General features: G+C 63.8%; 22 protein-coding genes. 9 read left to right on the top strand and 13 right to left on the bottom strand.

Translation table 11 applies throughout. The annotated features are described in order from the left end of the window. Positions 1 to 37: 37 nt before the first annotated feature. Positions 38 to 187 (top strand): DUF3096 domain-containing protein, encoded by a 150-nt coding sequence (locus ACO07C_RS14785; protein ID WP_421914898.1) that lies wholly within the window; start codon positions 38 to 40, stop codon positions 185 to 187. 99 nt (positions 188 to 286) lie between these two features. Here ACO07C_RS14785 and ACO07C_RS14780 read toward each other — a convergent pair whose 3' ends face one another. From ACO07C_RS14780 to ACO07C_RS14770, 3 genes are read right to left on the bottom strand one after another with little or no spacing between them, the layout of a single operon-like run. After that, on the bottom strand, positions 287 to 913 hold the full coding sequence (locus tag ACO07C_RS14780) for a dihydrofolate reductase family protein (RefSeq protein ID WP_421914897.1): 627 nt from the start codon (positions 911 to 913) through the stop codon (positions 287 to 289). Further along, positions 913 to 1,419 carry an SRPBCC family protein gene (locus ACO07C_RS14775; protein WP_421914896.1) on the bottom strand — a complete coding sequence of 169 codons (507 nt, stop codon included), beginning with the start codon at positions 1,417 to 1,419 and terminating at the stop codon, positions 913 to 915. Before ACO07C_RS14775 ends, ACO07C_RS14780 begins: the two co-directional genes overlap by 1 nt. Positions 1,420 to 1,422: 3 nt before the next feature. Next, the gene (locus ACO07C_RS14770; RefSeq protein ID WP_421914895.1) at positions 1,423 to 1,761 is read right to left on the bottom strand and encodes an ArsR/SmtB family transcription factor; all 339 of its coding nucleotides are present in this window, start codon (positions 1,759 to 1,761) and stop codon (positions 1,423 to 1,425) included. A gap of 329 nt (positions 1,762 to 2,090) precedes the next feature. On the opposite strand from ACO07C_RS14770, the gene ACO07C_RS14765 reads away from it, so the two are divergent. The 4 genes from ACO07C_RS14765 (at position 2,091) to ACO07C_RS14750 (ending at position 5,517) form a co-directional block, all read left to right on the top strand. Further along, positions 2,091 to 2,315, top strand: coding sequence for an aa3-type cytochrome c oxidase subunit IV (locus ACO07C_RS14765; protein WP_421914894.1), 225 nt, complete (start codon positions 2,091 to 2,093; stop codon positions 2,313 to 2,315). Positions 2,316 to 2,400: 85 nt separating this feature from the next. Continuing rightward, the gene (locus ACO07C_RS14760; RefSeq protein ID WP_421914893.1) at positions 2,401 to 3,696 is read left to right on the top strand and encodes a Re/Si-specific NAD(P)(+) transhydrogenase subunit alpha; all 1,296 of its coding nucleotides are present in this window, start codon (positions 2,401 to 2,403) and stop codon (positions 3,694 to 3,696) included. Continuing rightward, positions 3,696 to 4,118, top strand: coding sequence for a proton-translocating transhydrogenase family protein (locus ACO07C_RS14755; RefSeq protein ID WP_421914892.1), 423 nt, complete (start codon positions 3,696 to 3,698; stop codon positions 4,116 to 4,118). Before ACO07C_RS14760 ends, ACO07C_RS14755 begins: the two co-directional genes overlap by 1 nt. 1 nt (position 4,119) lies before the next feature. After that, complete coding sequence (locus ACO07C_RS14750; protein WP_421914891.1) at positions 4,120 to 5,517, top strand: NAD(P)(+) transhydrogenase (Re/Si-specific) subunit beta; 1,398 nt, start codon at positions 4,120 to 4,122, stop codon at positions 5,515 to 5,517. Between the two features lie 81 nt (positions 5,518 to 5,598). Here ACO07C_RS14750 and ACO07C_RS14745 read toward each other — a convergent pair whose 3' ends face one another. Then, the gene (locus ACO07C_RS14745) at positions 5,599 to 6,516 is read right to left on the bottom strand and encodes a hypothetical protein (protein WP_421914890.1); all 918 of its coding nucleotides are present in this window, start codon (positions 6,514 to 6,516) and stop codon (positions 5,599 to 5,601) included. Between the two features lie 342 nt (positions 6,517 to 6,858). Between ACO07C_RS14745 and ACO07C_RS14740 the strand changes: the two genes are divergently transcribed. After that, on the top strand, positions 6,859 to 8,004 hold the full coding sequence (locus ACO07C_RS14740) for an alpha/beta hydrolase family protein (RefSeq protein WP_421914889.1): 1,146 nt from the start codon (positions 6,859 to 6,861) through the stop codon (positions 8,002 to 8,004). Here the strand turns inward: ACO07C_RS14740 and gyrB are convergent. Then, positions 7,988 to 10,459, bottom strand: coding sequence for a DNA topoisomerase (ATP-hydrolyzing) subunit B (gyrB, locus tag ACO07C_RS14735; protein ID WP_421914888.1), 2,472 nt, complete (start codon positions 10,457 to 10,459; stop codon positions 7,988 to 7,990). The genes ACO07C_RS14740 and gyrB overlap by 17 nt on opposite strands. A gap of 248 nt (positions 10,460 to 10,707) precedes the next feature. Continuing rightward, complete coding sequence (locus ACO07C_RS14730) at positions 10,708 to 11,277, bottom strand: NADPH-dependent FMN reductase (protein ID WP_421914887.1); 570 nt, start codon at positions 11,275 to 11,277, stop codon at positions 10,708 to 10,710. A 250-nt stretch (positions 11,278 to 11,527) separates the two neighbouring features. Between ACO07C_RS14730 and ACO07C_RS14725 the strand changes: the two genes are divergently transcribed. Continuing rightward, positions 11,528 to 12,895 carry a cytochrome P450 gene (locus ACO07C_RS14725; RefSeq protein ID WP_421914886.1) on the top strand — a complete coding sequence of 456 codons (1,368 nt, stop codon included), beginning with the start codon at positions 11,528 to 11,530 and terminating at the stop codon, positions 12,893 to 12,895. Between the two features lie 148 nt (positions 12,896 to 13,043). On the opposite strand, the gene ACO07C_RS14720 is transcribed toward ACO07C_RS14725, so the two are convergent. The 7 genes from ACO07C_RS14720 to ACO07C_RS14690 form a co-directional block, all read right to left on the bottom strand. Next, positions 13,044 to 14,021 (bottom strand): complex I NDUFA9 subunit family protein, encoded by a 978-nt coding sequence (locus ACO07C_RS14720; protein WP_421914885.1) that lies wholly within the window; start codon positions 14,019 to 14,021, stop codon positions 13,044 to 13,046. A gap of 225 nt (positions 14,022 to 14,246) precedes the next feature. Beyond that, positions 14,247 to 14,699: a DoxX family protein gene (locus tag ACO07C_RS14715; RefSeq protein WP_421914884.1), complete on the bottom strand. Its 453-nt coding sequence runs from the start codon at positions 14,697 to 14,699 to the stop codon at positions 14,247 to 14,249. A 346-nt stretch (positions 14,700 to 15,045) separates the two neighbouring features. After that, positions 15,046 to 16,047, bottom strand: coding sequence for an Ldh family oxidoreductase (locus tag ACO07C_RS14710; RefSeq protein ID WP_421914883.1), 1,002 nt, complete (start codon positions 16,045 to 16,047; stop codon positions 15,046 to 15,048). A gap of 132 nt (positions 16,048 to 16,179) precedes the next feature. Beyond that, complete coding sequence (locus ACO07C_RS14705; RefSeq protein WP_421914882.1) at positions 16,180 to 16,989, bottom strand: ABC transporter permease; 810 nt, start codon at positions 16,987 to 16,989, stop codon at positions 16,180 to 16,182. Continuing rightward, on the bottom strand, positions 16,989 to 17,702 hold the full coding sequence (locus ACO07C_RS14700) for an ABC transporter permease (protein WP_421917534.1): 714 nt from the start codon (positions 17,700 to 17,702) through the stop codon (positions 16,989 to 16,991). Before ACO07C_RS14700 ends, ACO07C_RS14705 begins: the two co-directional genes overlap by 1 nt. 160 nt (positions 17,703 to 17,862) lie before the next feature. Continuing rightward, positions 17,863 to 18,657 carry a transporter substrate-binding domain-containing protein gene (locus tag ACO07C_RS14695; RefSeq protein WP_421914881.1) on the bottom strand — a complete coding sequence of 265 codons (795 nt, stop codon included), beginning with the start codon at positions 18,655 to 18,657 and terminating at the stop codon, positions 17,863 to 17,865. Between the two features lie 65 nt (positions 18,658 to 18,722). Beyond that, positions 18,723 to 19,535, bottom strand: a complete 813-nt coding sequence (locus tag ACO07C_RS14690; RefSeq protein WP_421914880.1) for an ABC transporter ATP-binding protein — start codon at positions 19,533 to 19,535, stop codon at positions 18,723 to 18,725. A gap of 220 nt (positions 19,536 to 19,755) precedes the next feature. On the opposite strand from ACO07C_RS14690, the gene ACO07C_RS14685 reads away from it, so the two are divergent. Together ACO07C_RS14685 and ACO07C_RS14680 are read left to right on the top strand one after the other, a co-directional pair. Beyond that, positions 19,756 to 20,604 carry a dimethylarginine dimethylaminohydrolase family protein gene (locus ACO07C_RS14685; protein WP_421917533.1) on the top strand — a complete coding sequence of 283 codons (849 nt, stop codon included), beginning with the start codon at positions 19,756 to 19,758 and terminating at the stop codon, positions 20,602 to 20,604. Continuing rightward, entirely contained in the window at positions 20,601 to 22,178 is a 1,578-nt protein-coding gene (locus tag ACO07C_RS14680) for a 5-guanidino-2-oxopentanoate decarboxylase (protein WP_421914879.1), read from the top strand. The genes ACO07C_RS14685 and ACO07C_RS14680 overlap by 4 nt, the downstream gene beginning before the upstream one ends. Positions 22,179 to 22,197 lie beyond the last annotated feature (19 nt).

Raw genomic sequence — 22,197 nt, 5'->3', positions numbered from 1 at the left:
CCAGGCATCTGGTCTCCGCAATTGGAAGGGTCACGGCATGCACATCACTTCGCTCACGCTCACACCGCTCATCTCGCTGATCGCCGGCGTGCTGATCCTGGTGATGCCCCGCCTGCTGAACTACATCGTCGCGCTCTACCTGATCGTCGTCGGTCTGATTGGCCTGTTTCCACATCTGGCCAGCTGAACGCGGGCGTCATTCAACCATTCAACGCTTGAAAGCGCGGTTCCGACGTGTGGTGGCGCGAGCTGCCGCCACAGGTACTTTGCTTGTCAGAGCTCGAAGTCATCGCGGCCGGACTGCGTATCTCAGGTGGGTAACTCTCTGCGTCGGTTCCGCGCGGACGGGCTCCAGGGCAACGCGGCCGGCGTCCACGCCTTCGAACAGGCGGATTCCCGAGCCGAACAGCACGGGTGAGAGCGCGATCGAGAACTCGTCGATCAGGCCGGCGTTCACATACTCCACGATCGTTGCGCCGCCGCCCGCTATGCGGACGTCGCGGTCTCCGGCGGCCCTGCGAGCCTGGTCGAGCGCGGTCCCGATGCCGTCGTTGATGAAGTGGAAGGTGGTTCCGCCGGGCCGTTCCCAGGGCGCGCGCTTCTCGTGTGTCACCACGAAGACCGGCGTGTGGAACGGCGCCTCTTCCGGCCATGCCTGCTCGCCGAGGTCGAACATGCGTTTGCCCATCACGCTGGCCCCGGTGCGTTCGAACGTCTCCCGCAGGATGTCATTCTCGCGCCCCTCCTGGCCGCCCTCGCCGAGCTTCAGATTCTCCCGGAAAAACCGCTGCGGGAAGATCCATTGCTGCAGTTCCATCCACCGCGCCGTCCAATTCGGCTCACCCATGCGCCCCTCGGGCGCGACGAACCCATCCAGCGACATCGACACGCTGAAGAAAACCTTGCCGACCATCAGTCCTTATCTCCCTTACGCATGATCTCGGTGACGTAGGCAGCCAGTTTGCTCAGGGTCTGCTGGCCACCCTCGATCACGTGATATTTCTCGACCAACTCGTCGCGAAGCGCCTTGGTCGGGAACACCGTGCGCATTTCAACGCGGGTCGATGCGCCGTCGGGCGTGAACGTGATGACCGACTCGAAGGCATTCGGGTCGCCGCGCCGCTCACCATGCAGCAGCGCGATCCGCTCCGGCGGGCTGATCTCGGTCCAGTCTATCCATTCCTGGTAGTCAGTCCCGTCCGGTCCGTGCATCATGAAATCCCATGTGCCTCCGGCTCGGAACTCGAACGCCCGCGTGGTGGTGGTGAACCCCTCCGGTCCCCACCATCGCGACAGGTGCCGGACTTCGGTGAACGCCTCGAATACCAGTTCTCGTGGGGCGCTGATGATCCGCGAGATCACGATCTCGCGGTCGGCCGTCGCTGACTGCGCCGGCGCGTCCCTTCCTGTTGCTGCCATCAGTCACTTCTCCTTGCTTGCCATGAGGTCCTGCACGTACGAGTCCAGCCGGTCGAAGCTCTCGCTCCAGAACCGTTCGAACCCGCCGGCCCACTCGTGGACCGTTCGCAGTTTGCTGGCTTCGAGGCCATACAGGCGCTGCTTGCCTGCCTTGCGGTCCCGCACCAGTCCGACTTCCCGCAGCACACGCAGGTGTTTGGACGTCCCCGGCTGGGTCATCCCCAGCACCTGGGCCAACTCGGTCACCGGCCGCTCGCCCGACCGCAGCAAAACAAGAATATCCCGGCGCTGCGGCTCGGCGATCGCGTTGAAGATGTCGGACGTCGTTGCTGCTCGTGCCATGAACGCTATCATATTCCGATATCGGCATATGTCAAATCGAAGCGATCGGGTGTCTCTTCAGGTCACGATCGCGCCGGCACAGCCGCCTGCAGGCGACCGTGAGCAACTGCCCAACAATTTGCGCGCGGTCTCATCGAGCAACGGACCGCTCGTCTCGCCGGGCGCGTCATCCCCCGTTCCGATCATTGCTCCCGGGCTTTTTCGGGAATGGTTTGCCGGTTTCAACTTTCCCTTGAGGCAGTTCTCCGCAGCAATGCGGCAATAGCGCCATTGCCCTTGGCGCGGGTTTTCGCTATGTGCCTGAAAGATGTCTTCGAAGGGGAATTCCTATGGCTGATCACTCGCCGACCGGTCCTGTCGAACTGGGCGCGAAGATGGACTATGCCGAGCACGACCGCACATATGCGGGCTTCCTCGTGCTGGCAAAATACGGGTCGCTTTTTTGCGCGGCCCTTCTCGTTGCAATGGCTTTCGGCTTCTTTGCGGGCGGCTTCTTTTCGGCGACCATTCTGTTCGTCCTGATCTTGGCTGTCGGCGCCTTCATTCTCCGATAGGTTTTACAGCCTTTCTATCCAAGGCGCCGCCGCAATCCCGGCTGGCGCCTTGCGGCAACAAGGTTCCAGCCGAAAGGATCATGCGGTGGGACAGACGGTCTTCATTCCTCGTGAACTCGATGCGAACGAACCGCGCGTTGCGGCCTCGCCAGATACGGTGAAGCGATTTACCGGCCTGTGCTTTGACGTGATTGTCGAAACCGGCGCCGGGACGAGGTCGCGCATCCCCGATGAGGATTTCGCCAAGGCAGGAGCGGTCATTGGCAAGGCCGCTGATGTTGCCAAGGCCGACGTGGTGCTGAAAGTGCGCCGGCCAACCGATGCCGAGCTCAAGGGCTACAAATCCGGCGCGGCGGTCATCGCCATCATGGATCCCTACGGCAACGATGCTGCTGTCGCGGCCCTTGCCAAGGCCGGCGTCACGGCCTTCTCGATGGAGTTCATGCCGCGCATCACCCGCGCCCAGTCGATGGACGTGCTGTCCAGCCAGGCCAATCTTGCCGGCTACCAGGCGGTGATCGATGGCGCCTCGGAATATGACCGGGCGCTGCCGATGATGATGACGGCGGCGGGCACGGTCCCCGCCGCGAAGGTCTTCATCATGGGTGTCGGCGTCGCCGGCCTGCAGGCGATCGCCACCGCGCGCCGCCTCGGCGCGGTCGTTACCGCCACCGACGTTCGCCCCGCCGCCAAGGAACAGGTCGCCTCGCTCGGCGCCAAATTCCTGGCCGTCGAGGACGAGGAGTTCAAGGCGGCCGAGACGGCCGGTGGCTACGCCAAGGAGATGTCCAAGGAATACCAGGCCAAGCAGGCGGCGCTGACCGCCGAGCACATCGCCAAGCAGGACATCGTCATCACCACCGCGCTGATCCCTGGCCGTCCCGCGCCGAAGCTGGTGTCGGCGGCCATGGTCGCCTCTATGAAGCCGGGCTCGGTGATCGTCGACCTCGCGGTCGAACGCGGCGGCAACGTCGAGGGCGCCATGCCGGGGCAGGTGGTCACGACGGCCAACAACGTCAAGATCGTCGGCCATCTGAACGTGCCCGGCCGCGTCGCGGCCTCCGCCTCGCTGCTCTACGCCAGGAACCTGTTCGCCTTCCTCGAGACGCTGGTCGACAAGACCACCAAGACGCTTGCCATCAATCGCGACGACGATCTGGTCAAGGCAACGATGCTGACCGATGGCGGCAAGGTCGTCCACCCCGCCTTCGCCAAGGCGGCCGAACAGCCGCATGTCGAGCCGGCCGCCATCCCGGCCAAGACGATGGTTGCCGATGCTTCCGCGCCTGCTGCACCGAAGAAAGCCGCGTCGAAGAAGCCTGCCGCGCCCAAATCGGCTGCATCCAAGTCGACCTCGTCCAAGCCCAAGGGGATTGCGTGATGGATCAGACCCTGCAGAAAGCCCTCGACCAGCTCGACCAGGCAAGTGCCGCCGTCCGTCTCGCGGTCCATAACATGGCCAACGCGCCCGGTGCCGAGGCGGCGGGTGATGCCGCGCATGCGCTGTCGGGCGGCGCCATCGATCCCTTCGTCTTCCGCTTTGCCATCTTCGTCCTGGCGATCTTCGTCGGCTACTATGTCGTCTGGTCGGTGACGCCGGCGCTGCACACGCCGCTCATGGCCGTCACCAACGCCATTTCCTCCGTCATCGTCGTTGGCGCGCTCCTCGCCGTCGGCATCTCGGCGTCCGGCATTGCCACCGGCTTCGGCTTCGTCGCGCTGATGCTGGTGTCCGTCAACATCTTCGGCGGCTTCCTCGTCACCCAGCGCATGCTGGCCATGTACAAGAAGAAGGACAAGTGACGTGAACGCCAGCTTCGCTTCCTTCCTCTACCTGATTTCCGGCATCCTGTTCATCCTGGCGCTGCGCGGCCTGTCGCACCCGACCACCAGCCGCCAGGGCAACATGTACGGCATGATCGGCATGGCCATCGCCATTGCCACGACGCTGGCGCTGGCCACCCCTTCGGTCGGCGGCCTCGGCCTGATCGTGCTTGGCCTGGCGATCGGCGGCTCTGTCGGCGCGGTCACCGCGCGGCGCATCGCAATGACCTCGATGCCGCAGCTGGTCGCGGCCTTCCATTCGCTCGTCGGCCTTGCCGCCGTCATGGTCGCGGCTGCCGCCATCTACGCGCCGACAAGCTTCGGCATCGGCGAGGTCGGCGCCATCCATGCGCAGGCGCTGGTCGAGATGAGCCTCGGCGTCGCCATCGGCGCCATCACCTTCACCGGCTCGGTCATCGCCTTCCTCAAGCTCGACGGCCGCATGTCCGGCAAGCCGATCATGATCGGCGGCCGCCATTTCATCAACGCTGCCCTTGGCATCGCGCTGGCGGTGCTGATCGTGCTGCTCGTCACCACGCAGAGCTATGCGGTGTTCTGGCTGATCGTCATCGCCTCGCTGGTCCTTGGCGTGCTGCTGATCATCCCGATCGGCGGCGCCGACATGCCGGTCGTCGTGTCGATGCTCAACTCCTATTCGGGTTGGGCCGCGGCCGCGCTCGGCTTCACGCTCGGCAATCTGGCGCTGATCATCACCGGCGCGCTGGTCGGCTCGTCCGGCGCGATCCTGTCCTACATCATGTGCAAGGGCATGAACCGCTCCTTCATCTCGGTCATTCTCGGCGGCTTCGGCGGCGAAACGACCGCCGCCGCCGATGACGGCATCGAGCGCACCGTCAAGCAGGGCTCGGCTGACGACGCCGCCTACCTGATGATGAACGCGCAGAAGGTCATCATAGTGCCCGGTTATGGCATGGCGGTCGCCCAGGCACAGCACGCGCTGCGCGAACTGGCCGACAAGCTCAAGGCCAACGGCGTCGACGTGAAATACGCCATCCACCCCGTCGCGGGCCGCATGCCCGGCCACATGAACGTGCTGCTCGCCGAAGCCAACGTGCCCTATGACGAGGTGTTCGAGCTGGAGGACATCAACTCCGAGTTCGCGCAGGCCGATGTCGCCTATGTCATCGGCGCCAACGACGTCACCAACCCTTCGGCCCGCGACGACAAGTCGTCGCCGATCTACGGCATGCCGATCCTCGACGTCGACAAGGCCCGCACCTGCCTGTTCGTCAAGCGTTCGCTAGGCTCCGGCTATGCCGGAATCGACAACACGCTGTTCTACAAGGACGGCACCATGATGCTGCTCGGCGACGCCAAGAAGATGACGGAAGAAATCGTCAAGGCCATGGATCACTGATCCGGTCTCAATCCAGACATTGGAATAAATGCGAAAAGCCCGGCCTTGCGACCGGGCTTTCTTTTGAACCGTGGAGTTGGCTCAGCGGCTGGTGATAAACAGCGCTTCATCGTCGTCGCGCTGCCTGCCGCCAAGTGCCGCCGCCGCACTGGCGATGAAGGCGCCGATGACCAGCGACAGCGCGCCGAGCAGGGCAAAGGTCGCACTGCCCTTCCTGGCGGTGTCGGCGGCCTGCTTGGCCTTCACCTTGGCGTCCTGAACCTTTGCCAGGATCGCATCGACCCGGGTCTTGGCGTCGGCTTCCGAAAGACCGGTGCGCGCGGCGACCAGCTGCGACAGGTAGGTCTTGTCATCGGCCGAAACCTCGCCAGCCGCCGCACCCGCGATCAGGATGCGTGAGGCTTGCGATGCAGCCGCGGCGTCATTCTGCGGATTGGCGGCAGCGAGCCTGCTGGCATCCGCCGGGCGGAACAGCGAATCCACCAGATAGGATGTCGCATTGTCGGCTGAAGCACCGCTGACATTCGAAGACGCTCCCGCTGATGCACCCATCGCGGCTCCCGACGCAACCGTCGAGACGGCCTGTACACCTGAGCCCAGCACCGATGACAGTGCCGAACCGAGCACGCCGACGACGAGCAGTGTTGCCAGCGCCCAGGCCAGGAAGCCATGCGCCGTGTCACGGAAGTAGACTTCATCCGTATGCACGCCGACCCACTTGGTGCGCAGGCGCCCGGCGAGATAGCCGCCGACACCGGACGACAACCACTGCACGATAACGAGCCAGATCGCAGTCGACACCGCGAATGTGGTGACGGAGGCGCCGGACCCCGACCATGGCGAAACCATGCTCAGCCCGAGCCCGGACCCGAGCAGCATCAGGATGAACGTCAGTGTCGAGGCAGCGAAGGCGCCGGCAATGATGGGTCCCCAGCTGACGGCTGTTGAAGAGGACTCGGTTGTGGGAGAAATGTCGACAGCCGATACGGTGGACTGCATAGAATCCCCCTACCGTACGAAAAGCATGATGAGAATGATGATTGGAATCGGAATCCCGAGCAACCAGAGCAAAATACCGCGTCCCATGAAGGCCTCCTGTGAGAAATTATATTCGACGGTGTCACAATGTCTTCGATGACCTTCTGTTCCGGCTGGTCCCCAAATGATTTTCATGGGGCATTGGCAAGCTGGGGGTTCGTCATGCCAGGTTCTTGGACCTTGTCGCGGCTTCTGGCATGGCATCGAGGCGACGCGATCGATATGGTAAAGCCGCAATTGGCGGGACAAGCCCGGCCACTTCTCGTTCGAAGCGCCACTATTCCTTGCCGAAAAGGAAGACAAATGACTCTGAAGAAATTCGTGGAGGAGCGAAAAGCAAGAGCCCGCCGGATTTGGGCTCCTGTCGGCGGCCAGCGTTTCGCGGCCTTTATCGCCCTGGTCTTGCTCCCAGGTCTGTTGGCTTGGAGCGAGGCGCCGGCCGCTACAGCTGATGCGCCGGTTGCCGCGACCTCGGCAGGCTCAGTTGCCGAAGATGCCGCGCATCCTTCCCCCGTTGGCTTTGAGGTCGTGCGCGTTCCCAATGGCAGCGAACCCCCGCTCGCAGCCGGCATCTGGTATCCTACAACCGCCGAGCCGCATGACGTGCCGCTGGACAAATTCACCCAGCGTGTAGCGCCTTCCGGTCCAGTAAAGGGCCATGCGCTGCCGCTCATCGTGATCTCGCATGGCGGCGGCGGATCCTACGCTGGTCACTATGATACGGCGATCGCGCTGGCGAGAGCAGGGTTCGTCGTTGCGGCGGTCAGTCACGCCGGTGATACTTACGATGATCAGAGCAAGGTGCTGATGCCATGGCGCCGGCCCGTCCAATTAAGCCGGCTGATCGATTTCATGCTGAAGGACTGGCGAGAACACGCCGAGATCAACCCGCGGCGCATCGGTGCCTTCGGATTCTCGAATGGCGGTTTCACCGTACTCGTCGAAGCGGGGGGAATACCCAAGCTCGACAGGATTGACCCGTACTGCGCGGCAAATCCTCAACACGATCTTTGCACGGCGCTGGCGAGTGCGGGGATCCATTCCGTTGCTGAAGCGGTCCAACCGCCGCCAGAAGCCTGGAAGCCCGATCCGCGGATTCGCGCGATAGCAGTCGCCGCTCCGGCGTTCGGCTTCACCTTCGACCGCGCCGGCCTCGCTTCTGTTCAAATCCCGGTGCTCATATGGCGCGCGGCCAACGACCAGCATCAACCCAACCCCTGGTATGAAGAACAGGTCCGTTCGGCGCTGCCTCGATCACCGGAATATCATGTCGAACCCCTGGCGGGCCACTATGCGTTCTTGCCCCCGTGCAGCACCCGACTGCGGGCCGCCGCTCCCACGGTCTGCACCGACGCGCCCGGCTTCGACCGAGCCGCGTTCCACGAGCGCCTGAACGCCGCCCTGGCAAGCTTCTTCGAGACATCGCTGCAGTCTAAATATCCAGGTTAGCGACCGAGAGGGCGTTTTCCTGGATGAATTCGCGCCTCGGCTCGACTTCGTCGCCCATCAGCCGCGAGAACAGCGAGTCCGCGTCGGTGGCGTCGTTGACCTTGACCTGCAGCAGCGAGCGCACATTCGGGTCGAGCGTGGTTTCCCACAGCTGCTCGGCGTTCATCTCGCCAAGGCCCTTGTAGCGCTGCATGGTCAGGCCCTTGCGACCGGTCGCGAAGACCGCGTTGAGCAGCGCCAGAGGTCCCGAGATCGTTTCGGACACTTCCTTGCGGCGCAGCACCGGCGGCACGTCATAGACCTCGCTGAGGCGCGGCGCGTAGCGGTCGAGCTGGCGCGCGTCGGCCGAATTGATCAGACCGAGATCCAGATGCGCGTATTCCTTGACGCTGCGCACGGTGCGCTCGAACACATAGCCGCCGATCCCCTCGTTGGAGGTGGACATCCGGCCGATCCAGCCGCGTTCGGTGTCCTCGGCGATGATGTCCAGCCGCTTGGCGACGCGCTCGGCCATGGCGTTGGCGCGGCCGAGATCGGAGAAGACATCGGGATTGAGGCCGCCGGCAATGGCCGCCTGCTCGACCACGCCCCTGTTATAGCGTGTGTGGAGGCCGTTGATGAGCTGGCGAACCGCCAGTGCATCGTCGATGGCGCTGCGCAGGTCCTGGCCGATCCTGACCTCGCCCGAGCCAAGCGTGAGCGAGGCTTCTTCCAGTCCCGAAGCAATCAGGAATTCCTCGAAGGCGCTTTCATCCTTGATGTATTGCGAGCTCTTGCCGCGCGTCACCTTATAGAGCGGCGGCTGAGCGATATAGAGATGGCCGCGCTCGATCAGCTCCGGCATCTGCCGGAAGAAGAAGGTCAGCAGCAAGGTCCGGATGTGGGCGCCGTCGACGTCGGCGTCGGTCATCAGGATGATCTTGTGGTAGCGAAGCTTGTCGGCGTTGAACTCGTCCTTGCCGATCGAGGTGCCTAGCGCCGTGATCAGCGTGCCGATCATGTCTGAGCCGAGCATGCGGTCGAAGCGGGCGCGCTCGACATTGAGGATCTTGCCGCGCAGCGGCAGGATCGCCTGGTTCTGGCGCGAACGCCCACCCTTGGCCGAGCCGCCGGCGGAATCACCCTCGACGATGAAGATTTCGGATTTCGCCGGGTCGCGCTCCTGGCAGTCCGCAAGCTTGCCCGGCAACGACGTGACGCCAAGCGAGCTCTTGCGGGTGATGTCGCGCGCCTTGCGCGCGGCTTCGCGCGCGGCGGCGGCCTGTATCACCTTGTCGATGACCACCTTGCCCTCGCTCGGATGTTCTTCCAGCCAGGTGCCGAGCGCCTCGTTGACCAGTCCTTCCACCACCGGGCGCACTTCCGACGAGACCAGCTTGTCCTTGGTCTGCGAGGAGAACTTCGGGTCGGGAACCTTGACCGAAAGCACTGCCGTCAGCCCCTCGCGGCAATCGTCGCCGATCAGCCCGACCTTTTCCTTCTTGGTCAGGCCCGAGGATTCGCCATAGCCGGTGATCTGGCGCGTCAGCGCGCCGCGGAAACCGGCCAGATGCGTGCCGCCGTCGCGTTGTGGGATGTTGTTGGTGAAGGCCAGCACGTTCTCGTGGTAGCTGTCGTTCCACCACATCGCCACTTCGACGGTGATGCCGTCGCGCTCGGCCTTGATGGCGATCGGTTTGTCGATCAGCGGTTTCTTGACGCGGTCGAGATATTTGACGAACTCCTCGAGCCCTCCGTCATAATGCAGCTCATGGCGCACGATGTCGGCATGGCGGGCGTCGGTCAGCACGATGCGCACGCCCGAGTTCAGGAAGGCCAGTTCGCGCAGCCGGTGCTCCAGCGTGCCGAAATCGAACTCCACCATGGTGAAGGTTTCGGCGGACGGGAAAAAGGTGATCTCGCTGCCGCTGCGGCCGTCATAGGTGCCTGGCTGCTTGTTCTGCTCATAGCTGCCCGTCGCCTTCAGCGGCGCGTCGGCATTGCCATGGGTGAAGCTCATCTCGAAGATCTGGCCGTTGCGGCGGATTTTCAGTTTCAGCCAAGCGGACAGCGCGTTGACCACCGACACGCCCACACCATGCAGGCCACCGGACACCTTGTAGGAGTTCTGGTCGAACTTGCCGCCGGCATGCAGCTGGGTCATGATCACTTCGGCGGCCGAAATGCCTTCGCCGGTGTGGATATCGGTCGGAATTCCCCGCCCATTGTCGATGACCGTCACCGAGCCGTCAGGATTGAGCGTTACGGTGACGAGGTCCGCATGGCCCGCCAGCGCCTCGTCGATGGCGTTGTCGACCACCTCGTAGACCATGTGGTGCAGGCCCGAACCATCGTCGGTATCGCCGATATACATGCCGGGCCGCTTGCGCACGGCATCCAACCCCTTCAAAACCTTGATGGAATCGGCGCCGTACTCGGCCTGCGCGCCGTTGGCGCTGTCTGTCTGGTCGCTCATGAAAACCTGTTATCTTGATGCCGCTCTTGCAGCGCGAAAAATCGGCCCCGAATCGCGCGTCTCATACCCGCTAGATATAGGCGTTAAAGGCGGTTTTTCCAAGGTTTGCAGGCATTTCCCGAGGGATGGACGACCTGTGGTCGGCTACATGAGGCTGGCCCTGTTCGTGGCCAGCTTTTCACGGAGCATGGGCGCCAATCCGCGCTGGCACCCGGCAAGCGAACGTGAATCGAATCGGCTGGGTTCGCTCAGGCCGAGCGCAGCGGCTTCAGCGCCTCGCTCCAGCGCAGCAACTCGTCCAGCATGGTGGCGGCGCTGCCTCGCACCTGTTCACTGGCCTCGAATGCGCCGTTCTCGTCCAGAAGTTTCTGATACATCGGCAGCACGACGCCTTCGGGTATAGGCATCACCTTCACCGCGGTCAGCAGTGGCTTGATCGATTGCGCGGCGCGCAAACCGCCGGAAACACCGCCATAGCTGAGGATCGCGGCCGGCTTGTACTGCCACTCCCGTGACAGATAGTCGACCGCGTTGACGATGGCTGGCGCCACGAAATAATTGTACTCCGGCGCCACGAAAACGAAGGCGTCGGCGGCGTCTATGGCCTTGGACCACGCCTTCGTGTGCGCCTGCTGGTAGTTGCCGAGCCTGGGATGATGCGGCTCGTCCAGCACCGGCAGGTTGAACGTGTGAATGTCGGTCAGCACCGGTTCGAATTTTCCGTGCTCGCGCGCGAACGCTTCCAGCCATTGCGCGAACACGGGCCCGGCGCGGCCGGGGCGCGTGCTGCCGATGATGATGTTCAACTGGTGCTTCAAGGCGCGAACTCCTGCTGATTGACAGTATCTGTTGGTGACCGCCAACTAAGCCATCCGGCCACACCCGACAAGAAGGCACCTTCCTGTAACCGCTCACATTCCGGCGAGTTTTTCTTCGAGGCAATTGCGGTCGGCAGTTCCTGGGCTGGCCGCCTGATCGGGAGAGCGTTGCCGTTCGGTCACATGGACGCCTGCTTTGCCAGTCACTACATTGCCAGTCACCACATTGAATGTGACAGCGGAGCACTTCATGGACACCCAGCCCGCCCCATTCGTTCCGCCAGCCCCGAAGCCGCGCACCACGCCACCTTCGACGCTGGAGATGATACGGATCGTCTACCGCAACCCGCTCGAACTGTGGGGCGAACAGACCTACAACGAGCCCTGGATTTCGGCCAAGGGCGCCGGCGGGCCGCTGGTCATCGCCAACGATCCCGGCCTCATCCGCCATGTGCTGGTCGACAATGCCAGGAACTACAAGATGGCGACGGTGCGCCAGAAAATCCTGCGGCCGATCCTGCGTGACGGCCTGCTCACCGCCGAGGGCGAGGTGTGGAAGCGTTCGCGCAAGGCGATGGCGCCTGTGTTCACGCCGCGCCACATTTTCGGTTTTGCCCAGCCGATGCTCAGGCGCACGCAGGAATTCGTCACCCGTTACGAAGAAGGCGGCACGTCCGACATCGCCCACGACATGACGCTGCTGACCTATGACATCTTGGCCGAGACATTGTTTTCCGGCGAGATCGCCGGCGAGCCCGGCAGCTTCGCCAACGAGATCGACCGCCTGTTCGAGACCATGGGCCGCGTCGATCCGCTCGACCTGTTGCGTGCGCCCGACTGGCTGCCAAGGCTGACACGCATTCGCGGCCGCAAGACCATGGCCTATTTCCGCAAGATCGTGACCGACACGGTCAAGATGCGCGAGGAGAGATTTAGGCGCGATCCCGACGGCGTGCCGCAGGATTTCCTGACGCTGCTGCTCAAGGCGGAAGGTCCGGATGGGCTGACGCGCTCGGAAGTCGAGGACAACATCATCACCTTCATCGGCGCCGGCCATGAGACGACGGCGCGCGCGCTCGGCTGGACGCTTTACTGTCTCGCGGAGTCACCATGGGAGCGCGATCGGGTCGAGCGGGAGATCGACGCCGTGCTGGCGCGCGAATACGATCCGACGAAATGGCTCGACGCCATGCCGTTGACACGCGCCGCCTTCGACGAGGCGCTGAGGCTCTATCCGCCGGCGCCGTCGATCAACCGCGAGCCGATCGTCCCGGAAATGTGGGGGGATCTCTATATCCCCAAGCACGCCGCTGTTCTGGTGATGCCGTGGGTCGTCCATCGACACCGGAAACTGTGGGACAGGCCGGACGCCTTCCTTCCCGAGCGCTTCCATCCGGGAAATCGCGAGAAGATCGATCGGTTTCAGTATCTGCCGTTCGGCGCCGGCCCGCGTGTTTGCATTGGCGCGAGCTTTGCCATGCAGGAGGCGATCATCGCGCTGGCGATCATGCTGTCGCGCTTCCGCTTCGACACCACGGCCGAGACCAAGCCGTGGCCGGTTCAGAAGCTGACCACGCAGCCGCAGGGCGGGCTGCCGATGCGGGTAACGCCGCGCTAGCTGTGCCGATATTCAGGCGATGCCAGCCCGCGAACGACGCGTACCGGTACTCACGTCGCTGAAGTACGCCTCGTCCCGGTTCTCGCGATCCGTCGTTCTCGACCCGGCCTGATCTGAATCTCAACAGCCTTCGGGCAACTACGATGTACTAAGCTGCGGGTTTGCGCTGCTGGAACTGGCCGGCCGGCCGGTAGCGCCAGAGGTAGCTGGGCAGGATCGTGCCGATCGACTGCGGCTGGATGCCGAGGCTGGCGAATGTGCGGTTGGCCTTGACTGCGGCCTCGGAGACGACATTGTGCTCGCGCAGCTGCATCACCTGGTCCCTGGTCAGCAGCGGATTGGGCAGCAGTCCGAGGATGGAGGCCTGGATGTTGGCCACCCACCAGGGGACGGGCACCAGCAGGCGCTTGCGGTCGATCACGGTGAGCAGCTCCTGCATGCACTCCTTGAAGGTAAGCACGCTGGGCCCGCCAAGTTCATAGATTTGGCCGCCCTTGACCTTGCCGTCGACCGAGCGTGCCACGGCTTCGGCGACGTCGCCGACATAGACCGGCTGGAACTTGGTCTGCCCGCCGCCGATCAGCGGCAGGAACGGCGAATAGCGCGCCATGTTGGCGAAGCGGTTGAAGAATTCATCCTCCGGCCCGAAATTGACCGAGGGCCGGAAGATCACGGCATCCTTGATCGTATCCAGCACGGCCTTTTCACCAAGCGCCTTGGTGCGCGCATAGCCCGATTCGGAATTCAGATCGGCACCCAGCGCCGAGACATGGGTGAGGCCAGCGCCGACGGAGCGCGCCGCTTCGGCGACGGCGCGGGAGCCGAATTCATGGACGGAGGTGAATTTCTGTCGGCCGCTCTCATTCAGGATGGCCACCAGGTTGACGACATGGTCGGCGCCCTGCACCGCGCGGTCGACCGACCAGCGCATGCGCACATTGGCCTGCACCGGCTGGATCTGCCCGACATTACCCAGCGGCTGCAGGTGGCCGGCGAGGTCGGGACGGCGGCAAGCAACCCGGATGCGGTAGCCGCGCTTGGCCAGCGCCCGCACGACATGCCTGCCGACAAACCCGGACCCTCCGAACACGACGATGAGCTTGGGGGTCTGCAGGATTTCGGTCATGGCGGGCTCCGGCGCACTTTCCAGATGGCTTGGCTGAAGCCGTTTCATAGTCCGTTTTACGCCAAAGGCAAAGGGTGACGCGTCGTCGCTGTCTTCCTTGTTTCTAAGCAATCCCAGGAAAAGTGCGAAGCGGTTTTCCGTCCGGGATTGCGCCCGGACAGAAGAGCAATCCCAGGAAAAGTGCGAAGCGGTTTTCCGTCAGGGATTGCGCCAGAACAAAGTACTTCAGAACGCCTTGCCGATGCGCGCGTCAACGGACTGGCGATTGCCGCCGCGGATGACGAAGAAGAACAGGATCGCGGCCCACAAAAGCGACTTTTCCGCGCCTGAAAAGCCCTGGCCCATGGTGACCCAGTGGAACCAGACCGTGACCAGGAGCACGAACATGCCAGCGAAAGCCGCCGGGCGGGTCAAAAGGCCGATGGCGATGAAAATGCCGCCGAAGAACTCGGTGCACGCCAGAAGCGGCGACCAGAAGGCGCCGGGGTAGAAGCCCAGGCCCTCGACCATCTCGGCGGCGCCGAAGGGATTGGTGATTTTCTGTGAGCCATGGATGGTGAGGAACGCACCGGCGATAACGCGCGGAACGGTTTCGCTGGCGCCATGCAGCGACGAATACAGGCGGCCGAGGGCGGGAATGATGAGGCTGCCGCGGGAAGCGTCGGTGGGTGCGGACATCGTAGCTCCTGTTTATGTGATCATCCGTTGCAGACACCCGACGGACTCCATCAAGTCAAGTTAACAAAAGTTAACTATCGTAGTCATGTTTTACCGGATTTCGGGCAAATGCAGAAAACCCCGCCGGGGCGGGGTTTTCCGGGTGACGCTCATGTCGAAATCAGGGTCCACGAGACGGCCTGACCTGAGACGGTATCAGCGTGGCGTGAGACGCCCGCCCCGGCCCTGGACGCATCCGGCAGGAGACACCGACCGGGCAAACCCCGACCCGGACAGCTATTGGTCGCCGCGAGGGGTGAAAAGGTTCAACGACGGCACAAAACAGCGTTTCGCGGACAGGGTTTCTTCAGGCGGAGTAGCGGGCGGCGAACTCGGAAATGCGCTGCACCACGGCCTTGGAAGCCGTGATTCCCCGGGCCGCCGCCTTCTCCGCAGCCTCCGCGCGCGAGCGGCCGGGGACATGCACGCCGTAGCGCCGCTTCAGCCGGTTGAGCTGGTCCTTCATCCGTTGTTCGAAATCCGGATCGAGCAGCTTGGGTTCGACCGCAAGCACGAAGAGGCCGGTCCCCGGGCTGTCCGGTCCGCCGGTGAACCATGGCGCATCGAGCGACCAGTTGGCGCCTGACAGTCCGGCGGCCAGCACCTCGACCATCAGCGCGATGTTGGCGCCGCGCTGGCCACCAAAGGCCAGCATGGCGCCCTTCATGGCCGCGGCCGGATCGGTCGTCGGATTGCCGCTGGCGTCGAGCGCCCAGCCTTCGGGGATCGTCTTGCCGTCCTCGGCCGCCTTGCGGATGTTGACGTAGGCGGTGGCGCTCGACGACTGGTCGATGACCAGCGGCGAGCCGTCGGCCGCGGGAGCGGCAAAGGACATGGGATTCGTGCAATAGACCGGCTTGACCGAACCGGAGCCGGCAAGCACGGCCGGCCCGTTGGTGGCGGCGAAGGACACCAGCCTCTTGGCTGCCAGCCGCCCGGTGAAATAGCCGAGCGCGCCGCATGTGTAGGCATTCTTCTGCGAGAATATGGCGACGCCGAACAAACCCGCGGCCTTGGCGAGATCGTCGATGGTGCGGTCGAAGCCCGTATGCGCCAGGCCGCCACGAGCGTCGGACAGATAGACGGCGAGTGCCGGCCTGGTGATGACGGGATCGGCATTGCCATCGATGCGGCCGGCCTCGAGCGCTTCGAGATAGTCGATGAAATGCGACAGGCCGACCGTGGCAAGACCTTCCGCCTCGGCCGCCACGATGGACGCCGCCAGCGATTGGGCTGCCTCCTCGTTGGCGCCGGCGCCAAGCGCCGCCATCCGGCACAATCCGGTTGCCTGGTCGAGACTGAGTTGCATCATGGCCGTCCTGAAATCGCGAGTTTGGGCTTCGGATCCCTGAGTATCAGGACACGGGCTTCCATTGCTGCTGAAAATCGCCCGCCATTAGAAAAAAAGCGGCGAGCGACGCGAGCCACGCAAGGCCGGGACCTAGCCGATCTTGTTGGGTATCCGCGCTTCGATCCGGCTGAAGGCGAAGACCAGGATGCCGGTGACCGTCATGTAGATCAGGGCCAGCAGGAGCAGTGGTTCGTAGGTGAGGTAGGTGTCCTGCCGCACTTTCGACGAGACCGCGAAGATGTCGATGACGCTGATCGTCGCCACCAGCGGCGTCGATTTCAACTGCAGCACGGTTTCGCCCGTCAGCGTCGGTAGCGCCCGGTAGATGGCCTGCGGCAGCCAGATGCGACGGAATATCTTCCAGCGGCTCATGCCGAAGGCCCTTGCCGCCTCCAACTGTCCCTTTGGTACGCCGGCAAAGGCGCCGCGCATCACTTCCCCTTCATAACCGGCGAAGGACAGGGTCAGCGCCAGGACGCCATAGGGCCATGCCTGCCGCAGATACGGCCACATCCAGGACTCGCGAATCCACGGATACTGCGGAAACAGGGAGCCCAGCCCGTAGTACAGCAGCCAAAGCTGGATCAGCAGCGGTGTCCCTCGGATGATCGTGCAGAAGGCCTTGGCAGGCGCGGCGAACCAGAACGAGCCAGTGGCCTGCGCTAGGCCGAGCGGTACGGCGAACAGGAAGCCGAGGATGCAGGTGACGGCCAGGATCCACAGCGTGCGCCACAGGCCCATCAACCCCATCTCGTAATATTGCGGCAGCCAGTCCCAGCGCATGAAGAACACGGCCGAAATGACGAGCCCCGCCGCGACCAGCATCAGCACGATGCGATGCGGCTGCAGCCACAGCGAGGTGCGCGCGGCGACGTTGATGATGGTCGCTTCGCCCGCCATCAGCGCGCCTCCTTGACCGAAGGCATGCCGCGCCGCGACCGGGCCTCGACACGACCGATAAGGAAGTTGGAAACCAGCGACAGCAGCAGATAGAGCGCGCCCGCCGCCATGTAGAAGGTGAAATAGGCTTTGGTGACGCCCGCGGCCTGTCGTGTTGCCAGGGCCAGTTCGTAGAAGCCCACAACCGCGAGCAAGGCTGTGTCCTTGGTGGCGATCAGCCACAGATTGGCGAGGCCGGGGATGGCGAAGGGCAGCATCGCCGGCAGGGTGATGCGCCGCAGCAGAAGGCCGGGCGGCATGCCGAAGGCACGCGCGGCCTCGATCTGGCCCTGCGGTATGGCAAGGATGGCGCCGCGTATGACCTCTGTCGAGTAGGCGCCCTGGACAAAGCCGAGCACGGCGATACCAGCCGCCAGCCCGCTGATGTCGATGCGCTGATAGCCGATCGCCGTGAGCACCTGATTGATCAGGTCGGTTCCGGCATAATAGAGCAGCAGGATCAGCACCAGTTCGGGAACGGCCCGCACGATCGTGGTGTAGACAGCCAGGAGATCGCGCACCACCGGTCCGCCATAGAGCTTGCCATAGGCGCCGCCGGTGCCGATCAAAAGTCCGACGCAAGTGGCGCCGACCGCGATTTCGATCGAGTGGAGCAGCCCGAGCAGCAGGGTTCCGCCCCAGCCCGGCGGCGTGGGCGAGAGAAGTTCGATGATGCCGGCCGCCGAGGCCGAAAGGAATGCGTCGATCAGCGTCGCCCCCGAAATGCTGACGTCGACCGCGGACCGTTCTCGTCAGCGGAAACGTGCGTGGACAGGTTCAGGCGAGACCGCGCGGCGCGCAAGGCGCCGCGCGGTCACAAGCTCGTGCTTGTCGTTAATTCGACTGCGGCGAGTCACCATAGACGTCGAAATTGAAGTATTTCTTGGTGATCTCGGCGTATTTACCGTTTGCGCGGATAGCCTTGATGCCGGCGTTGATCTTGTTCTTCAGGTCTGTGTCTTCCTTGCGCACGCCAGCGCCAACGCCTGGCCCGAGCACCTCGAGATCCGGCGCAACCATGCCTTTCAGGTCGCAGCATGCTTTACCCTGGTCGGATTGCAGGAAGGCATCGAGCGCGATCGAATCGGCCTGCACCGCATCGAGGCGGCCGGCGGCGAGATCGTTATCAGCTTCGTCCTGGGTCTGATATTCCTTGATCTCGGCCGCGCCGGTGAAATGCTTCTTGGCGTACACGGCATGGATGGTCGACACCTGGACGCCGATGACCTTGCCCTTGAGGTCGTCGGGCGTGGCGCCGAACTTCTTGTCCTTGGGCCCGATGATGGCGGTGGGGGTGTTATAATATTTGTCGGAGAAATCGATCGTCTTCTTGCGCTCGTCGGTGATCGACATCGAGCTGGCGATAACGTCGATCTTCTTGGTCGTAAGCGCGGGGATGATGCCGTCCCAGGCGACCGGCGTGATCACGCAGTCGAGCTTCTCTTCGGCGCAGACGGCGTCGATGAAATCGATCTCCCAGCCAACCCATTTGCCTGAAGCGTCCGGCGAGGTGAAAGGCGGATAGGGCTCGGCTGCCACACCGATCTTGATAGGATCGGCCTTGGCCGCGCCCATCGCGGCGACGCCGAGCAACAGCGATGCGGCAAAAATCTTCAGAACAGTCTTCATATTCACGACTCCCAGTTTGTTATGGTTGGTATTCCCCGTTTTTCGTCCGTCCCCGGCTTTGTCCTCTAGCCGATATTGCGGATGAATTGCTTGAGCCTTTCGGATTTGGGCGCGCCGAAGATCTGCTCCGGCGGTCCTTCCTCTTCGACCAGCCCGTTGTAGAGGTAGACGACATGCGTCGCGACCTCGCGGGCAAATTTCATTTCGTGGGTGACAAGCACCATGGTGCGGCCTTCGCGCGCCAGATCGCCGATCACCCTCAGCACTTCGCCGACTAGTTCGGGGTCAAGCGCCGAGGTTGGTTCGTCGAACAGCATGACGCGCGGGTTGATGGCGAGTGCCCGCGCGATCGCCGCGCGCTGCTGCTGGCCGCCCGAGAGGTAGGCGGGATAGACATCTCGCTTCTCGGCCAGTCCGACCCGGGCCAGCAACTTCTCGGCTTCCGCGATCGCCACGTCCCGCTTGATGCCGAGCACGTGCACCGGAACCTCGATGACGTTCTCGATCAGCGTCATGTGGCTCCACAGATTGAAGTTCTGGAACACCATGCCGAGCTTGGAACGGATACGTTCGATCTGCTTGCGGTCGGCGGGAACAGTGTGGCCGTGGCTGTCGGCCTTCAGTTTGATCTCTTCGCCATTGACACGGATGATGCCGCTTGTCGGGTTCTCCAGACAATTGATGCAGCGCAGCAGCGTCGACTTGCCGGAACCGCTGCCGCCGATGATGGCGATGACCTCGCCGTCGCGCGCCGACAGCGAAACGCCCTTCAGAACATGAAGTTCGCCGAATTTCTTGTGCAGGTTCTCGACATGGATGGCTTCGGCGGCGCCATTCGGCGCCGTTGTTTTCATTGCGTGAGCGGCACTTGGCGCCATCACCTTGCCGGCGCTCCGTGACGCGACCGGATTCGTCGTTGCTGGAATGTTTTACCCATTACCCGTCACTGTACAGAGTTCCCGCTCTCAAGATGGACCGTTCTGCTTGCCTCCGTCAACCATGGTTTTTGGACCATTGATCAGGGCTTGCTGTAGTGGTTATTGGCGGGCGGGATGGATCAGGGAGAATTTAGTGGACAAAACATACGGGTCGCAGTCCATGGCCGGGCCGCTGAAGCGCGTGCTGATGCGTTCCGCCGCCAGCGCGATGCGGCGGGCCGAGCCGGCCGAGTGGCATTATGGCGCGGGGTTCGATCCGCAAAAGGCCGCCGCCCAGCATGAGCAACTGACCAGGCTGGTTGCAAGGTCCGGCGCCGAGATCGAATGGCTGACGGACGCCGATGACGGGCTTGCCGATTCCGTTTTCACCCACGATCCGTCGCTGATGACCGATCACGGCGCAGTCATTCTGTCCATGGGAAAGGCGCTGCGCCGGACCGAGCCCGGCCTGCATGAAGCCGCCTACGGAAGAATGGGCGTGCCAATCCTCGGCCGCGTCGAGGCTCCCGGCCAGGTCGAGGGCGGTGATTGCGTGTGGGTCGATGCGAACACGCTGGCCGTCGGCCGTGGCGTGCGCACCAACCAGGACGGCATCCAGCAGCTCTCGAATCTGCTCTCGCCCAAGGGCATCCAGGTCTTTGGCTTCGACCTGCCGCTCTGGCACGGCGAGGAGGCATGCCTGCATCTGATGTCGGTGATCAGCCCACTCGCGGACGATCTGGCGCTGGTCCATGCGCCCCTGCTGCCGGCCGCCTTCTACCAGATGCTGAAGGCGCGCGGCATAAGGCTGGTCGAGGGTGATGCCGATGAGTTCCACGCCTCGAACGGCCTCAGCCTCAACGTGTTGCCGACCGCGCCGCTCGAAGTGATCGCCGTTGCCGGTTTCCCCAAGACGGCCGAGGCCATGCGGGCCGCCGGCTGCACAGTTTCCACCTTCGAGGCCGATGCCCTGTGCATCGCTTGCGAAGGCGGCCCAACCTGCCTCACACGCCCGGTGCTTAGACAATGACGACAATCGGCGAAGCCCTTATCTCCCTGCTGGAAGCCCATGGCGTCGATACCGTCTTCGGCATTCCGGGCGTCCACACGGTCGAGCTTTATCGCGGCTTGGCGCGCTCGAAGATTCGCCATGTCACGCCGCGCCACGAACAAGGCGCCGGTTTCATGGCCGACGGCTATGCCCGCGCCAGCGGCAGGCCGGGCGTCGCCTTCGTCATCACCGGGCCCGGGCTCACCAACACCATCACGGCCATGGGCCAGGCGCGCGCCGATTCCGTGCCGATGCTGGTCATCTCCGGCGTCAATGCGATGCCGACGCTGGGCAAGGGCCTGGGGCATCTGCACGAATTGCCCGACCAGCGCGGCATGATGGAGAAAGTGGCGCTGTCGTCGTACCGCGTGACCGAAGCCGCCGAGTTGCCTGGTGCCTTGGCCCGGGCCTTCGCGCTGTTCTCGTCCTCGCGCCCCGGTCCGGTTCATATCGAAATCCCGACCGACGTCATGGTCAAGCCGGCGGATGGCATCGCGGCCCTGCTGAGCAACACGGCGCCGCCGGCGCCGGATGATCAGGCGATCGCCGAGGCAGCCAGCCTCATCGCGGCCGCCCGCCGTCCGCTTATCCTGGCCGGCGGTGGTGCCAAGCAGGCCGAAGCGCCGTTGAAGCGGCTGGCCGAGCGGCTGGGAGCGCCGGTGGTCCAGACGGCCAATGCGCGCGGCCTCATGCACGGCCATCCGCTTTGCGTTCCGGCCAGCCCGAGCCTGAAGGCGGTGCGGGCGCTGATGGCCGATGCCGATCTGGTGATCGCGGCCGGTACCGAATTCGGTCCGACCGACTACGACGGATATGGCGACGGCGGTTTTGTTTTGCCGGCTAATTTGATCCGGATAGATATCGGCGCCGACCAGCTCGCGCGCCGCCCGGCAACGGTTTCGATCCAGGCCGATTGCGGTGACGCGCTCGAGGCTTTGCTAGCCCGAATAGGCGACGCGCCCGCGGCCAGCGACGGCCATGCGCGCGCCGCGGCGGCACGCAAAGCTGCCTTTGCCGAAATCAGCCCGGCCATGCAGGCCCAAGTGCGCGCGGTCGAGACGATCCGCGACACGTTGCCTGGATCCATCATCGTCGGCGATTCGACCCAGCCGATCTATGCCGCCAACCTCTACTACGATCATGACCGGCCGGGCGGCTGGTTCAACGCCGCCACCGGCTTCGGCGCGCTGGGCTACGGGCCGCCGGCCGCGGTCGGTGCAGCACTTGCCGTTCCCGATGCGCCGGTTGTCTGTCTGACCGGCGATGGCGGCTTCCAGTTCACGCTGCCGGAACTGGGCGCGGCGCTCGATGCGCGGGCCCCGGTGATCTTCGTCGTGTGGAACAACCGCGGCTATCGCGAGATCGAAACCTCGATGCTCGATGTCGGTGTCGAGCCGGTGGGCGTGTCGCCCGCGCCGCCGGATTTCTGCAAGCTGGCCGAAGCCTATGGCATCGCCTCCGAGCGGTTGACCGACACGGGCGGTCTTGCGGATGCGCTCAAGCATGCGCGGGCAGCCGGGGTGCCGCGCGTCATCGAAATCACGGTCGACTAAGCACTGTGCTTGATCGTAT

It is taken from the genome of Mesorhizobium sp. (assembly GCF_965229135.1).
In the GTDB taxonomy this organism is placed as follows: Bacteria; Pseudomonadota; Alphaproteobacteria; order Rhizobiales; family Rhizobiaceae; genus Mesorhizobium.
Note: the sequence above shows the minus strand (reverse complement) of the source record. Positions and strands in the feature narration are given on the sequence as shown.